Annotated in this window: 14 protein-coding genes and 1 pseudogene; 11 read left to right on the top strand and 4 right to left on the bottom strand. The window is 68.6% G+C overall.

All coding sequences use genetic code 11. The annotated features are described in order from the left end of the window. Window positions 1-247 precede the first annotated feature (247 nt). The 4 genes from F4560_RS38100 to F4560_RS38115 are packed head-to-tail and all read left to right on the top strand — an operon-like array spanning window position 248 to window position 3509. Window positions 248-922 (top strand): DNA glycosylase family protein, encoded by a 675-nt coding sequence (locus F4560_RS38100; protein WP_312869721.1) that lies wholly within the window; start codon window positions 248-250, stop codon window positions 920-922. Further along, window positions 891-2375 carry a B12-binding domain-containing radical SAM protein gene (locus F4560_RS38105; RefSeq protein WP_184927902.1) on the top strand — a complete coding sequence of 495 codons (1485 nt, stop codon included), beginning with the start codon at window positions 891-893 and terminating at the stop codon, window positions 2373-2375. The genes F4560_RS38100 and F4560_RS38105 overlap by 32 nt, the downstream gene beginning before the upstream one ends. Continuing rightward, window positions 2372-3010 (top strand): dTMP kinase, encoded by a 639-nt coding sequence (gene tmk, locus F4560_RS38110; RefSeq protein ID WP_184927903.1) that lies wholly within the window; start codon window positions 2372-2374, stop codon window positions 3008-3010. The genes F4560_RS38105 and tmk overlap by 4 nt, the downstream gene beginning before the upstream one ends. 43 nt (window positions 3011-3053) lie before the next feature. Further along, the gene (locus tag F4560_RS38115) at window positions 3054-3509 is read left to right on the top strand and encodes an NUDIX hydrolase (RefSeq protein WP_184927904.1); all 456 of its coding nucleotides are present in this window, start codon (window positions 3054-3056) and stop codon (window positions 3507-3509) included. A gap of 61 nt (window positions 3510-3570) precedes the next feature. Here the strand turns inward: F4560_RS38115 and F4560_RS38120 are convergent, their stop codons facing one another. Next, window positions 3571-4032 (bottom strand): Imm1 family immunity protein, encoded by a 462-nt coding sequence (locus F4560_RS38120; RefSeq protein ID WP_184927905.1) that lies wholly within the window; start codon window positions 4030-4032, stop codon window positions 3571-3573. Between the two features lie 32 nt (window positions 4033-4064). Between F4560_RS38120 and F4560_RS45215 the strand changes: the two are divergent. Next, window positions 4065-4252 (top strand): annotated as a pseudogene (locus tag F4560_RS45215) (transposase family protein); the annotation flags it as partial. Window positions 4253-4521: 269 nt separating this feature from the next. On the opposite strand, the gene F4560_RS38125 reads toward F4560_RS45215, so the two are convergent. The 3 genes from F4560_RS38125 to F4560_RS38135 all read right to left on the bottom strand — a co-directional run bounded on the left by F4560_RS38125 (window position 4522) and on the right by F4560_RS38135 (window position 9169). Beyond that, window positions 4522-6276: a hypothetical protein gene (locus tag F4560_RS38125; RefSeq protein WP_184927906.1), complete on the bottom strand. Its 1755-nt coding sequence runs from the start codon at window positions 6274-6276 to the stop codon at window positions 4522-4524. Window positions 6277-6548: 272 nt separating this feature from the next. After that, entirely contained in the window at window positions 6549-7661 is a 1113-nt protein-coding gene (locus tag F4560_RS38130; RefSeq protein WP_221483790.1) for a serine hydrolase domain-containing protein, read from the bottom strand. Window positions 7662-7909: 248 nt separating this feature from the next. Beyond that, complete coding sequence (locus F4560_RS38135) at window positions 7910-9169, bottom strand: serine hydrolase domain-containing protein (RefSeq protein ID WP_312869722.1); 1260 nt, start codon at window positions 9167-9169, stop codon at window positions 7910-7912. Window positions 9170-9322: 153 nt separating this feature from the next. Between F4560_RS38135 and F4560_RS38140 the strand changes: the two genes are divergently transcribed. From F4560_RS38140 to F4560_RS38165, 6 genes are all read left to right on the top strand, one after another. Then, window positions 9323-10534, top strand: a complete 1212-nt coding sequence (locus F4560_RS38140) for a sensor histidine kinase (RefSeq protein ID WP_184927908.1) — start codon at window positions 9323-9325, stop codon at window positions 10532-10534. Then, on the top strand, window positions 10522-11178 hold the full coding sequence (locus tag F4560_RS38145) for a response regulator (protein ID WP_184927909.1): 657 nt from the start codon (window positions 10522-10524) through the stop codon (window positions 11176-11178). Before F4560_RS38140 ends, F4560_RS38145 begins: the two co-directional genes overlap by 13 nt. A gap of 163 nt (window positions 11179-11341) precedes the next feature. Then, the gene (locus F4560_RS38150; protein WP_184927910.1) at window positions 11342-11860 is read left to right on the top strand and encodes a YlcI/YnfO family protein; all 519 of its coding nucleotides are present in this window, start codon (window positions 11342-11344) and stop codon (window positions 11858-11860) included. A 76-nt stretch (window positions 11861-11936) separates the two neighbouring features. Then, window positions 11937-12782, top strand: a complete 846-nt coding sequence (locus F4560_RS38155; RefSeq protein ID WP_184927911.1) for a DUF4097 family beta strand repeat-containing protein — start codon at window positions 11937-11939, stop codon at window positions 12780-12782. 24 nt (window positions 12783-12806) lie between these two features. Next, window positions 12807-13763 (top strand): ATP-binding cassette domain-containing protein, encoded by a 957-nt coding sequence (locus F4560_RS38160; RefSeq protein WP_184927912.1) that lies wholly within the window; start codon window positions 12807-12809, stop codon window positions 13761-13763. Next, a complete protein-coding gene (locus F4560_RS38165) occupies window positions 13760-14551 on the top strand; it encodes an ABC transporter permease (protein WP_184927913.1) in 792 nt (263 codons plus the stop codon). Before F4560_RS38160 ends, F4560_RS38165 begins: the two co-directional genes overlap by 4 nt. The last annotated feature ends 2 nt before the right edge of the window (window positions 14552-14553 follow it).

Here is a 14553-nt window from a genome sequence, read left to right on the forward strand (position 1 = left end):
TTGCGACGGAGCCGACGTCGCCACGCCAGGGGGTGGATGTGCCAGGGAGGTGACATCGGCATCATGGGTGACCCTCGACCCCGCCTCAGGGAGCCTCATTGTGATCGTGTCCTCGGTGATGACCGACCATCCTTCTTGGCTGTCGGTTGGTGACGCCACCTACCGCGCCGTCCGTTCTGGACGCTCCTCCTGGGTGTTGATCTGCACGTCCACCAGAACCGGTGATTGCCGAGCAGAGGCTCATCTCGTGTCCGGCGAGGGGGACGCCCCCGTGCTCGACGTCGTCGACCCCGCCGGGCTGACCGGTACCGATGACGTGGTGGGTGTGCTGCGCGCCGCAGGCACGGTGGGACGTTGGCGCAACCCGGACTTGTGGGACGCCCTGGCGACGTCGATCGTCCGGCAGGTGATCCGAGCGGGTCAGGCCCGCAAGCTCTACCGGGCTTTCTGCGAGGCGCACGGCGAGGAAGTCGTCACGCCTCACGGGCCGGCGTGGTTGTTTCCGACGCCGGAAGCCGTCCTGGCACTCCCGGACGACGAGTTCACCACCCTGGGGATGGCGTTCAAGCGCCGTCCACTGAAAGCCGCTGCCGAAGCAGTGCTGGAGTTCGGCTCGAAGTGGGCCGAGCTCGATCCGGCCGTGCTGCGGGACGAGGTGCAGAGCGTGCCCCGAATCGGCCCGTGGACCGCGGGTGCGACCGTCGCCGACCTCACCAACGACTACTCGCTGTACCCGTACGCCGATCTTGCGGTGCGCACCTGGGCGAACCGCCTGTCGACCGGGCGAACCTGGCCCGAAACCGAACCGGAGTTCGCCCGCCGCTGGGCACGGTTGGCGGGGAAGGACCTGTCCGCCTGGACGCTGCTCACACTCGCATGGGGAGTACGTCATGCCAACACCTCAGGAGCCGTCGCCATCTGACCTACCCGCAGCACCGATCACCGGCGCAGACCTCCGGCACCCGCTGGACGCGCTCTTCGTCAACGCACCGCTGCGCGACTACGCCGAGCGCCCTCGCGTCAACGACTTCACCCTGCCTGTGCTCGGCATGGGCTACCTGGCCACCTACGCCGCCTCGCAGGGCTTCAACGTCGGCGTCTTGGACGCCGAGGCCCACGGCTTGGGCGTCGACCACACCATCGACATCGTCAACCAGGCCGCTCCGCGGTGGGTCGGCTTCAACCTGCTCGCCCCGACCTACCAGGTCAGCGCCCGCATCGCCGCCGCCCTCGACCCGGCCATCAACGTCATGCTGGGTGGCCATCAGGCCAAGGCGATGCCCGTCGCCATCCTCACCGACCCGCGCATGTCACGCTGCGAGGCCCTCGTGCTCGGTGAAGGCGAGACTCGGGTGGCAGCCCTGCTGGCTGACCACCGATCGCGCACCGAACTGCCTGGCGTCATGTGGCTGGATCCGATCCTGAAGACCCCGGTCACCGGCGGCGTTCCCGGCAACTCCCACCACCTCGCGCCCGACGTCGACGCACTGCCCTTCGTCGACCGCCGCTACCTCACCCAGGACCCCCACTACAAGGCAGGTCGGTGGGAGGCCAACATGGTCGGCGCCCGCGGCTGCCCCTACGACTGCTCGTTCTGCGGTGCTGCGGTCTCCGCCAACCCCGACATCACCATCCGCACCCGCGACTCGCACAACATCATCGCCGAAATGCACCAGCTCCGGGACACCGGCGTGACCGCGTTCCGCTTCGTCGACGACCTGTTCCTCGGTGCGAGACGGGTGATCGACCACATGATGAGCACGTTCACCACCGAGCGCGTCGGGGACTGGGCGGTCTGGGACGCCACCGGCCGGATCAACGTCCTGCACCGCGCGAGCGACGAGACCTTGGACATCCTCGCGCGCAACGGCCTGCGCGAAGTCGCCCTGGGCATCGAATCCGGCAGCGAACGCATGCTCACCCTGATCGACAAGCGCATCGACCCCGCCATGACCAAGACCGTCGTCTGCCGCCTGACCGAACGCGGCATCAACGTCAAGGGTTACTTCATCCTCGGCTTTCCCACCGAGACCCCGAGAGAGATCGCCGCCACCGTCCGCCTCGTGCGCGAACTGTGGGACCTCACCGACCCGCTACCGGGACGGTTCCGCGCCTCGGTCTTCGAGTACCGCCCCTACCCCGGCACGCCCGACTGGCACCGCCTCATGGCCACCGGCCGCTACACCGCCGACCAACTCCTCGACTACAGCCCTGTCGACCTCACCGACGCCGGAGTCGACGAGTCCATGCGGGAACGCGACGAGTTCAACTTCTCGGTCAACGTTCAACTCTCCGAAGCGCCTATCGACCATGTCCGCGCCCAGCTCGTCGCCCTGACCCGCGAACAGCACGCCCGAAAGGCCGCAGCGGCATGACCGCCCACCGCGGTCTTTTCGTGACCATCGACGGCCCAGGTGGCGCAGGCAAGAGCAGCACCACCAGGCTCCTGCACCACCGGCTCACCAGCCAGGGCTACGCCGTCCACACCACCACCGAGCCCTCCCACGACCAACTCGGCGAGATCGCCCGCCACGGCACCGACACCTACTCCGGACACGCCCTCGCCTGCCTGGTGGCAGCCGACCGCTACCACCACCTGGCCACCGAGATCCGCCCACAACTCGCCGCGGGCAAGATCGTGCTGTGCGACCGCTACGTCGCCTCGTCCTACGTGCTGCAACGCATGGACGGCGTCCCGATCGACTTCATCGAAGCCCTCAACGCCGCCGCCGACATCCCTGACGTTGCCGTCATCCTCACCGTCGACCCGAAAGTCACCGCCCGACGCATTCACGAGCGCGGCGCGCACAGCCGCTTCGAAGCCGGCATCACCACCAGCCGGATGGAAGCCGAGCTGTACGCGGACACCACCCACCGCTTGACCCGACGCAACTACCCGATACTCGCGATCGATACGACGAAATGCGCAACAGAGCAGGTCGTTGACATGATCGTCCAACGAATTGCGCAACTGACGGCCAGTCCACCCGACGAATCACACACCGCGTAAGCTGCGCCGGGTCTCAAACCGCGTGAGCAGCTTATGAGGACCCATGGCCGACCGTCACCTGATCGATGTCCACGTCCTCCTCGTCCGCGACGACGAGGTCCTGCTCACCCGCCGCCGCGACACCAATCCGATCTTCGACGGCCTGTGGCACCTGCCCTCCGGCAAGCTCGACGCGGGGGAGTCGGTCCTCGACGCCGCGGTCCGCGAAGCCGAGGAAGAAGTCGGCGTCCACCTCGACCCCACCGACCTGCGCCTGGTCCACACCCTCCACGTCAACGGCTCGGGGCCCGAACCCCGCCTAGGTCTCTTCTTCGAAGCCCGCCGCTGGACCAGGACACCGACCAATCGCGAACCCGACAAGTGCTCCGCGGTCCGCTGGTTCCCCCTCAACGCCCTGCCCGACCGGCTTATCGACTACCCAGCCGCAGGCATCCACGCTTACCGCGCCGCGGCCACCTTCAGCACCCGTGGCTGGTCTCGGCAATCAGTAAAACTCTGAGAAAGATCCAGTTCGGCGAGGAACCACGCCGGTCGTTGCCCTAGAAGGTGTCGGTCTGCTGTCAGCCGACACATATAGGGCGTTTGCCGGTTCGCATAAATTCGTGCAGGAGTTCGCGGAGCAGGCTCAATTGAAGGGTGGCTTCCTTGGGGAACTCCGTGTCTCTGTCGATGTAGAGCGTCACGTCACTGGGAACCCAGGTGTCTGTCTGCCGGGGCAGGGCGATCCATGCCGTGGTGTCGTCCGCGCCACTCGTCACCCCGGCCTCCAGGAAGTCTTTCGGCCCGAACAGGTGGACGGCGCCCACGTGGTGCTGGGTATCGAGATCGAACTTGAGTTGGTGGTCGGGCAACCCTGGCAAGCCGATTGTTGGTCGAATCTCGGCGTACACCACGGTCGGGTGCGGCTGCGGATTGGCCAGGATTTCGGACAGGACGTCGTCGAGGGCGACTTCGGAGTCGACGGTGACCGGCTCGTCGGCGCGGTTGTCGCCGCTGAAGTAGTAGATGAGAAGACCGTGCATGAGCTACGCCATCCTGCGCCAGGTGCTGTCACATCGACCGCATCGCCGCCGACCGCCCGTACTGCTCCGGAAAAAACAAGCGCCACAGCATGAACGTCCAGATCCTCACCGACCAGTGGGGCGACTGCTGTGGACCTCGCCCGCGCTGCCCTGCTCGGTGTACGACCTGACTGCGGCCCGCGCCCACGGCATCGTCGACACTCTGGCCGACGGTGGAGTTGAACGGCATGCGACCGCTTCGAACGGCGGTGAACGGTACCGGCTGACGTGCGGGTTCTCTGTTTGCGCTGGTCAGGGCCACGGTCGGACCGCGCTGGCAGAGTGAGGCTCAGCTGTTGGCTGCACTTCGCCGTAGTTGGCATGGATTGGCGGGTGTTGGGCGCAGTTCGTTGATGTGGCGCGGTTGTGTGTCTCGGGTGTGACTGCGGCGCGCGCATCGTCTGGCGGGGCCAGGCCCTAGTGAGGGTCCTGAACCGCGCACCTTGGTGGTCAGGTCGTGGCCTCGGGTCCAGTCGGTTCGGTAGACGTCGTGCCGGGACTCTCGTTCTTCTCGCCGGCCTCAATGGAGGCGTAGCGCCGCCGTTGGAGCTCATCGCGTTCAGCGTCCGGGATCGTCATCGACTCGGCGAGCACGGCGGCGAGCGCGTTCACCTGAGTGGTGTCGATGTCGGCGTGGAAGAGCCAGCGGATGTTCTCGTCGCGCGTGATGAGGTCGACCACCAAGCGTGAGCTTTGGTCCGGTGTGGTGGTCGCTCGGACGTATCGCACCTGGTCGAGCGGGATGTCTTGACGGATCTCGGCTTGCTCGAGGAATGCGTTTGTCCTGGCCGTGATGATGCGGCGATCCGTGACGGCGACCAATGTCTTTGCCGGAGCCTTATCCCACGCTGCCGTCAACATGTCCTTCGCTCCGCCGACGATCGCGGAAATGGGATCGAGGGCGTCGAGCTGGTCGGGGAAGCCGAGGACACGGAGAGCCTCGCCGTCCTCGAAGAGCCAGCGGAGGATGCGAAGGTACGGATCTGGATCCAGCGATTCGGGCGCGCAGACGATGCCCGGGACCTTGAGCGGAAGGGTCGGCGGATGGAGAGTGTCGGCAAGAGGCTGGATCGCCTCCAGAAGCCGGGCGGAGATTTCGCGGACTGCCTTCACGTCCTTCCGCTTCCCCAGCAGTGGCCACGTGTCGGGGCCGCGGAGCTCGACGGTGATCCGCAGCTCCCGCGTCAGCGAGTCGACGAGGCTCGTCGTCTCGGCGAGAGCGGAGTCGAACTCATCGCTGGTGTGGCGCGCGATGACCTCGGCGTATTGCGCCTCGGCGGCGTCCTCACGTCCAGCGGCTCTCGCCCTCGCGGCGCGAAGCGCGTGATACCCGGTCCATGCCTGGAGAGAGGACAGGAGGGCGTGGACGTCGAAGGCGATCACCTCGCCGTTCGTCTGCAGGTACTCGCGGTGGGTGCGTGCGTCGGCTTGACCGATCTGCCCGACGTGGTCCCGGACGTTCCGCCGGTAGAGCTCAAGTTGCTTCTGCAGCAGCGCTCCACTGCCCGCGACGTCCTCCCAAAGGGACGTCGGGACCGACTCGATCTCTCGCGCCTGGTCGACCGCGCGGTCAATGGCGGCGACGAGCCCTGTCAGTTCGGCCCACTGTTCCTTGCGGATGGCGGTGAGGACCTGACGTGTCACCGCGAGGTTGGTCCGGACGAGGCCCGAGACCTCACTGAGCATCAGCTGAAGGGCCACCATGGCCAGCGCCGGTCCGACCGAGGCCGCGATCTGAGCCTTGCTCACCACGGTCACGGGGAAGAAGCGGGCCTGATGCGCGATGCGGCCGGAAACCATCACCGCGCCGAGATTCCCGCCATCCTTGACGGCGAGCGTCGCGCCGGTGCTCAACAGGGACTGCGCTGTGGCGCCGATCCTGTAGAGCCCCTGCACGTTGGCGAACGCGTTACCGAGATTGCCGACCACGGTCGACGCGTTCCCGATCGAGGCGAGGATCGCCGAGATCTGCTTGCGGTCGGCAGCCGGCACGATCCCGAAGTCGATCAGATCGGGCTTCAGCTCCGGCGGGACCTCACCGACGACGACAGCCACCCCTGGGAGCACCTCCACCAGGACCGTCGACGTCGTCGAGTCGGCGTCCGAGTCGGACGTCGACTCGTCCACGACAGGTGAGTCGGCGGTATCGCTCCGGCCGTTCTCCTCAGTCTCGGTGATCTTCGTCGTGTCCGACGGGTCCTGCATGCGATCTCCTCCACGGGCGCGCGCAACGGCCGGACCTCGTCGGCGTTGACTGCCGGAGTCTACGGCTCAATTCCTTGCGGGCAGCCCGAATCCACCTGGGTTGATTCCGGCGTGGGCGCACCCCGGTGGCGCAGAACCGCTCCCAGCGGTGCTTGTCGGCCACTCCAAACAGGGCGCCCCACTCGGACTCGTTGCGAAGCTGGTGGCGATGATCTGGCCGGTGCGGTGGTGAATCGAATCCACCGCACCGGCCTGTGAGCGGGGCAAGTGTTCTACTTCGTGGCGCACAGGGCCTTGTCGAAGAGGGCGATGACTTCGTACTGGTGGACTTCGTCGTTCGTCCCGGCGACGGTGACCGCCCGGCCGTCAGAGGTGATGGCGGCGCGGGTCTGGAAGCCGTCGGCGTCGCCGCCGTGGCCGTACGCGGTGATCCCGCAGCTGAGCTTCATCTCGACGACGCCCAGACCGTAGCGCCAACCACTGAAGAAGCCGGGCGCGTCCACCGTCTGACGCATCTCCGCCAGCCGACCCGGCTTGAGCAGCCGACCGTCCTGCAGGGCGACCAGGAACTTGTTCACGTCACTCGGGGTGGCGATCATCTGCCCCGCGGCAGCGGCGATCGACGGGTCCCACCGGGTGATGTCGATCAGATCACCGGCGATCGGCTCGCCCTCGTCGTCCTTGGGCAGCAGGTAACCCCGGGGGTGCGGGGCACGGATGTCACGGTCGCCCGGACCCGGGTAGTACGTCTCCTTCAGCCCGATCCGGTTGATGATCTTGTCCGTGACCACCTCGGCGAAGGGACGTCCCGCCGCTTTTTGCGCCACCAGACCGAGCAGCATGTACCCGGCGTTGCTGTACGTCCACACCCTGTCCTGTCCCGGAGCGAACGTCGGCGCGTGCGTCAGCGCCACATCCAGGATCTCCCGGGTCTCGAAGTACCGGTCCTTGATCGGCAGGATCCCCTTGGACATGAAGGGGATCACGGGGGTCATCCCACTGGTGTGGTTCAGCAGTTGCCTGATCGTGATCGTCCGACCGTCGACCGCCGCACCGTCGCCGGCGCCCCGCACCACGCCCGGCAGGAACCTCTCCACCGTGTCGTCCAGCGCGAGCTTGCCCTCGTCGGCCAACTGCAGGATCGCCACAGCGGTGAACATCTTCGTGTTGCTGGCGATCCGGACGTAACCGTCCGTCGGCACCTTCGACTTCGTCCTGATATCACCCACTCCGGCGGTGTAGTCGGTCACCCGCCCATTCCGGTCTCGCACCGACATCAGCATCCCGGGCAGCGACCCGTCGGCGACCAGCGCCTCCATGCCCGCCTGCAGCGCCTTGTCGTGGCCCGACCTCGACCGGTCACCCGAGGCGCCGGCCGACGCCACATCCGTCAGCGTGAGTCCGGCAACCGCTACTGCCGCCATTGCCGCAGCGGCCACACCACGACGCCGGCGCGCGGGGCCCGGTCGGGTTTGGGCCGGACGACGGAGATCATTCGACAAAGGACACTCTCCTAATCGGACACTTCGCACTGACCCGTTCAGTGTTGTCACCGCCCCAACGACCCACGATCCCCCGTGCTGGACACTTCCGGTACAGCCAGCACTACCTCCGACCGGCGAGGGCTCGGGCGTCAGTTCGCGCACAGCGCGGCGTCGACGAGTGCGCCCCGGTCCGCGGCGACGGACTCGTCCTTCACCGACCCGGTGAGCGAGGTGACCACGACGGTCGCCGCACGACCGTCATCGGTGGCCGCGTTGACGGTCGAGTAGCCCGGGATGTCACCGCCGTGCCCCCACGCGACCCCTCCGCAGCTCAACGGCAGGCTGAACACGCCGAGCCCGTATCCCCGGCCCGACTCCGGGCCCGTCGGGATGGTGGTGCGCATCTGGGCCAGCTGGGCCGGTTCGAGCAACTTCCCGTCCAGCAGCGCGCGCAGGAACGTGTTGAGGTCGCCCGGCGTGGAGACCAGGTGACCGGCCGCCCAACCCCAGCTCGGGTCCATCCGCGTGAAGTCGACCAGTTCGCCGGTCGCCGGATCGCGCTGGTAACCCCTGGGGCGCCGGCCGCGGATGTCCTCCTCGCCGACCGCAGGCGCGTACGTGTCGCGCAGACCGATCCGCTGGATGATCCGGGTGGTCACCAGCTCGTCGAACGGGCGGCCGGTGACCCGCTGGGCGATCAGGCCGGCCAGGAGGTAGTTCGTGTTGCTGTAGGACCAACCGCCGCCGGCCGCACGCCCGTCCTCCCTGGCGTTCGCCAGGTCGAGCAGTTCGCGGGGTTCGAAGTAGACGTGCTGGTAGGACAGGAAGTCGCCCATGGACTTGAACATCGAGTCGGTGTAGTCGGGTAGGCCGCTGTCGTGCTGGAGCAGCCGGCGGACCGTGATCCTGTCGGCGTCCACGCCCTTGCCCTTCACCAGGCCCGGCAGGTACGTCTCGATCGACGCGTCAAGCTCGACCCTGCCCTCACCGACGAGCTGCAGCACGACGACGGAGGCGAACATCTTGCTCGCGCTGCCGATCCGCACCTTGCCGTTCGTCGGCACCTCGCCACCGGTCGCCAGGTCACCTACCCCGGCGGTGTAGTGGTGAGTTCGACCGCGCCGGTCCCGAACGGCGGCCAGCGCCCCGGGGTGCCGGTCGGCGCCGACGAGCTTGTCGATGCCCTGCTGGACCGCATCGCGTCGGGGCTCGGCCTGCGCGGTCGGGATCGGGTCGGTGAACGCGAGAGCACCCGCCGCGAGCACCACCGCCGCCGTTGTGCCGACTACGCGGCGGTACCGCGAGGAGGAAGGTCGATCTTGCTGGTGAGAGGACGTGAACAAAGCGGACAACTCCTGGGCTCGGCGGACGTCGGTCTTGGGATGACCGGCAGGATCCAGGCTGCTCACCGCCACCCCGAGTGGACAATCCAGCCCGCTGGACAACCGAGGTGGTGGTGGCACCCCGAGGCCGTCGTTCAGACGGGCAAGCCACGACGGGCGGCTCGATTCGCGTGCTCCACGGGGTTGTGTTGATCGGTTAAGGTTCGGCCGGGGGGTGGCATGACACAGGTGCGGAAGCGCCTGCGGGCGTCGTTCGACGCTGTCGCGCGCTTGGTCGGCGGCCTCGGCACGGCGCTGCTCGCGCTGGCCGTCCTGGTCTGGCTCGGCGTGGTCGCGCTGCTCAGCTGCGTCGGTGTCGGCGTTGTCCTGCTGCCCGCCGCCTTGCGCGCGCTGCGGGCGGCCGCCAACCGGGAACGGGCCCGGCTCGATGTCCTCGCCCCCGGCCCGGCGCCGCGGCAGGTGCTCGCCGCGCTGCGCGAGGTGACCGTGCGGCGTGAGCTGGCTTGGCTGCTGCTGCACGCCACGGCCGGCCTGGTAGCGGGGTTCCTCGGGCTCGCGATGCCGGCCACGGCGTTGCAGAACACGACGTACCCGTTCTGGTACCACCTGCTGCCGCCCGAGGACAACACTCCCAGCCTCATCTTCTGGGCTGTCACCGACTTCACCGGCGCGTTGGCGGTGGGACTGACCGGCGTGTTCTGCGCCGCCTTCATCGTCGGGCTCGGGCCGGCGCTCGTCCGGGCGCAGGAGTGGCCGGGCCGGTACTTGCTGGCACCGCCTGCGGGCACCGACCTGTCGCTGCGGGTCGCCGAGCTGACCGCCACCCGCGCCGCCGCTCTCGACGCGCACGCCGCCGAGCTGCGCCGCATCGAGCGGTCGCTGCACGACGGCACGCAGAACCGGCTGGTCGCGGTGACCGTGCTGCTCGGCGCCGCGCGGCGGGCCCTGGACCGGGACCCGGCCACGGCCGGCGCCGTGCTAGACCGGGCACAGGACGCCGCCGAACAGGCACTGGCCGAACTGCGCGCGGTGGCGCGCAGCATCCTGCCCCCGGTGCTGGCCGACCGCGGGCTCTCCGGTGCCCTGGCCGGCCTCGCGGGCAGCTGCGGCGTGCCGTGCGAGGTGGTGGTGGACGTGCCGGGCCGATGCGCCGCCTCGGTCGAGGCCACCGCGTACTTCGTGGTGGCCGAGGCCCTGTCCAACGTGGCGAAGCACAGCGGCGCAGCGAGCGCCGTGGTGGCGGTGTGCCGGGATGGTGATCGGCTGCTGCTGCGGATCGGCGACGACGGCCGGGGTGGCGCGGACGAACGCGGCGGGTCGGGCTTGTCCGGCATTCGCCAGCGGGTCGAGGCGCACGACGGGCGATTCACCCTGGACAGCCCGCCCGGCGGGCCGACGACGATGCGAGTGGAGCTGCCGTGCGGATCGTGATCGCGGAGGACGACCCGCTGCTGCGCGAGGGGTTGGCGCTGCTGCTGCGCGCCGAGTCGCTCGACGTGGTGGCCACCACCGACACGCCGGGATCGTTCCTGGCCGCGGTGGCCGAGCACGAGCCGGACGTCGCCATCGTCGACGTGCGGATGCCACCCACCCACACCGACGAGGGAATCATGGCAGCCGTCGAGGCACGCCGCCGCCGGCCCGGCCTCGCGGTGCTCGTGCTCTCGGCGTACGTGGAGCAGGCGTTCGCCACCGAGTTGCTGACCACCGGCGCCGACCGGCTCGGCTACCTGCTGAAGGAACGGGTGGGGCGGGTCGACGAATTCCTGACCGCGCTGCACCGGGTGGCCGGTGGCGGCACCGCCGTCGACCCCGAGGTGGTGGGCCAGCTGCTGGCACGCAACCCGCACACCAGCGCGCTGGGCCGGTTGAGCCCCCGGGAACGGGATGTGCTCGCGCTCATGGCCGAAGGACTCGGCAACACCGCCATCGCCGAGCGGCTCGTGATCACCGAGGGAGGAGTGCACAAGCACATCCGCAGCATCTTCGCGAAGCTCGACCTCGCACCCGACGACCGGGCCGACCGACGCGTCACCGCGGTCCTGCGCTACCTCAAGGGCGCCGGACCGAGGTAGCGCCGCTGGTTCACCGGGTCGGTCTGCCGGCCCTGTGGAGTCGTGGTGGCGGAAATGACGGCCGAGGGCATGGGCAGGCGTTTGGCACCACGGTGAGCCACTGTGGTGCCATCGTGAGCCAATGTGGCTTGCATGTGGTGCCACGGTGTGTCAGAGTGATGCCATGGACCTGACGCCGTACGTTGATTCCCTCGGTCGCGAACTGCTGACCGTCGCCGAGACCGGTGGTGACGACGCCACCGTGCTGATCGAGCGGTTGACCGTGTCGATGGAGTCGGCGATCCGGCTCGCGCTGCTCGAAGCCCTCTCGGCCGCTGCCGACGAGATCACCCGCGACCTGGCACCCGGCTCGGTCCAAGTGCGCCTGCGTGGCCGCGACCCGAACTTCGTCGTGACGGTGCCGCAGGCGGAGCAGTCGTTCGACAGCACGACGGACCTCGCCGCGGCGCCCGCCGACGATGCCGCGGCCGGCTTCGAGGACGGTCCGGCGGTGCGGTTCAACGTCCGACTCCCGGAGCAGCTCAAGGCCGCGATCGAGGAGGCGGCGGCGAAGGAAGGCCGGTCGCTCAACGCGTGGCTGGTCCGGGCGGCCACGGCCGCTTTGCAGACCCCCGCGCGCGACCAGGGCCCTGAACGGCGCAGTAAGCGCACTTCGCAGCACTACACCGGTTGGGTGCGCTAGCCCACCTCTCGCTCCGCTTCACCTCAACGCTCCCACCTGCGGGAACGTTCTTCCGACTCACTCTTAGGGGACAGCCATGCCTGTTTTCGCCACTCCGGAACCGATCTCCGTCACCATCGAACTCCGCGCCGGCGACGTGCAGATCATCGCGACCGACCGCACCGACACCCTGGTCGAGGTGCGGCCGAGCGACGAGTCCGACGAGTCCGACGTGGAGGCCGCGCAGAAGACCCGCGTCGAGTACGCCGACGGCGTGCTGCTGGTCCGCGGCCTGAAGGCCCGCGCCATCGACTTCTCCAAGAAGACCCGCTCGGTCGACGTGCTGATCGAGCTTCCCGCCGGCTCCCAGGTGCACAGCGACATGTCGGTCGCGGACGTCCGCAGCACCGGGGTGCTGGGGGAGTGCCGGTTCAAGGCCTCGGTCGGGCACTTCCGCCTCGACCGGACCGGCCCGCTGCGGCTGGAAACCCTCGGCCACGTCACGGTGGAAGCGGTCGACGGCGACGCCGACGTCGCCACCGGCACCGGACGGGTGCAGCTCGGTCACGTCAGCGGCGCCGTCGTCGTCAAGAACTCCAACGGCCACACCGAAATCGGCACGGTCGCCGGCGAGCTGCGGGTGCGTTCGGCCAACGGCGACATCTCCGTCGACCGGGCCGGCGCGAAGGTGGAAGCCAAGACCGCCAACGGGAGCATTCGCATCGGCGAGGTCGTGCGCGCCTCGGTCACGCTGAACACCTCGTCCGGCGACCTCGAGATCGGCATTGCCGAAGGCACCGCCGCCTGGCTCGACCTGAAGACCGGGCACGGGCGGGTGCGCAACTCGCTGGACGACGTCAGCGGGGCGCCGGCGAAGTCCGACGAGACCGTCGAAATCCGCGCGAACACCTCCTACGGCGAAATCACCATCCGCCGTTCCTGACCTGACTTCCTGAGGGGAATTCCCATGACCACGCCATCCCGATCGGCGATCACGGTGACCGGACTGCGCAGGTCGTTCGGCGACCACGTGGTGCTCGACGGCATCGATCTGAACGTGCCCAGCGGCACTGTCTTCTCCCTGCTCGGCGCGAACGGCGCGGGCAAGACCACCATGGTCAAGATCCTGTCCACCCTGATCAAGGCCGACGGCGGCAGCGCGAAGGTCGCGGGCCACGACATCGCCGCCGACCCCGACGCCGTCCGCGCCGCGATCGGCGTCACCGGCCAGTTCTCCGCGGTCGACAACCTGCTGACCGGCTACGAGAACCTGACCCTGATGGCCGACCTGCACCACCTCGGCCGTGCGGCGGGCCGGCGTCGGGCCGACGAGCTGCTCGAACAGTTCGACCTGGTCGAAGCGGGCAAGAAGACGGCGTCCACCTACTCCGGCGGCATGCGGCGGCGGCTCGACCTCGCGATGACCCTGGTCGGCTCACCGCAGGTGATCTTCCTGGACGAGCCGACCACCGGGCTGGACCCGCGCAGCCGTCGCGGCATGTGGCAGATCGTCCGGGAGCTGGTGGCCGGTGGCGTCACGATCTTCCTCACCACGCAGTACCTGGAGGAGGCGGACCAGCTCGCCGACCGGATCGCGGTGCTCGACCACGGGAAGATCGTCGCCGAAGGCACCCCGGAAGAGCTCAAGCGGCGCATCCCCGGCGGTCACGTGCGGCTGAAGTTCACCGACGCCCGTGAACTCGAATCCGCCGCTCGCGTCGTCGGCCAGGCGTCCCGCGACAGCGACGCGCTCGCCCTGACCGTGCCGCACGACGGCAGCCTCAAGTCGCTGAAGGCACTGCTGGACCGCCTCGACGCGGGCGCGGTCGAAGTCGACTCGCTGAGCGTCGACACCCCTGACCTGGACGACGTCTTCCTCGCCCTCACCGGCAAGCCCAAGAACGAGAAGGTGGCCACGCCATGAGCACCGTGTCCTACGCACTGACCGACTCGGCGACGATGATCCGCCGCAACCTCAAGCGCATGGTGCGGTACCCGTCGATGACGGTGATGCTCATGGTGATGCCGGTCGTCTTCCTGCTGCTGTTCGTCTTCGTCTTCGGCGGCACGCTCGGCGCGGGGATCGGTGGCGCCGCCGCCGGACGCGCGGAGTACGTCAACTACGTCACCCCCGCGATCATCCTGATGACGATCACCTCCGCTATCCAGGGCACCAGCATCTCGGTCGCCATGGACATGACCGAGGGAATCGTGGACCGGTTCCGCACCATGGCGATCGCCCGCGTCTCCGTCCTCACCGGGCACGTCGTCGGCAGCCTCATCCAGACGATGCTGAGCATCACGGCCGTGATCGGCGTCGCGCTGCTCGTCGGCTTCCGGCCGTCGGCGGACGTCGGCGGCTGGTTCGCCACCGTCGGTGTCCTGCTGCTGATGACGTTCGCCTTCGTCTGGCTGGCCGCCGCACTCGGCTTGGCCAGCAAGACCGTCGAGTCTTCGAGCAACGTCGGCCTGCCGCTGGTCCTGCTCCCGTTCCTCGGCAGCGGCTTCGTCCCGACCGACTCGATGCCGACCGCGCTGCGCTGGTTCGCCGAGTACCAGCCGTTCACCCCGCTCATCGAGACCCTGCGCGGCCTGCTGATGGGCACGCCGATCGGGAACAACGCCTTCATCGCGCTCGGCTGGTGCGTCGTCATCGGACTCGGCGGCTACCTCTGGTCGAAGAAGCTGTTCAACCGCGAATCCACCCGCTAGTC

The sequence above is a fragment of the Saccharothrix ecbatanensis genome (assembly GCF_014205015.1).
Lineage (GTDB): Bacteria > Actinomycetota > Actinomycetes > Mycobacteriales > Pseudonocardiaceae > Actinosynnema > Actinosynnema ecbatanense.

Coding starts and splice junctions, on each gene's coding strand:
- F4560_RS38105 (WP_184927902.1), top strand. CDS start 891: ATGCCAACACCTCAGGAGCCGTCGCCATCTGACCTACCCGCAGCACCG.
- tmk (WP_184927903.1), top strand. CDS start 2,372: ATGACCGCCCACCGCGGTCTTTTCGTGACCATCGACGGCCCAGGTGGC.
- F4560_RS38115 (WP_184927904.1), top strand. CDS start 3,054: ATGGCCGACCGTCACCTGATCGATGTCCACGTCCTCCTCGTCCGCGAC.
- F4560_RS38120 (WP_184927905.1), bottom strand. CDS start 4,032: ATGCACGGTCTTCTCATCTACTACTTCAGCGGCGACAACCGCGCCGAC.
- F4560_RS38125 (WP_184927906.1), bottom strand. CDS start 6,276: ATGCAGGACCCGTCGGACACGACGAAGATCACCGAGACTGAGGAGAAC.
- F4560_RS38140 (WP_184927908.1), top strand. CDS start 9,323: ATGACACAGGTGCGGAAGCGCCTGCGGGCGTCGTTCGACGCTGTCGCG.
- F4560_RS38150 (WP_184927910.1), top strand. CDS start 11,342: ATGGACCTGACGCCGTACGTTGATTCCCTCGGTCGCGAACTGCTGACC.
- F4560_RS38155 (WP_184927911.1), top strand. CDS start 11,937: ATGCCTGTTTTCGCCACTCCGGAACCGATCTCCGTCACCATCGAACTC.
- F4560_RS38160 (WP_184927912.1), top strand. CDS start 12,807: ATGACCACGCCATCCCGATCGGCGATCACGGTGACCGGACTGCGCAGG.
- F4560_RS38165 (WP_184927913.1), top strand. CDS start 13,760: ATGAGCACCGTGTCCTACGCACTGACCGACTCGGCGACGATGATCCGC.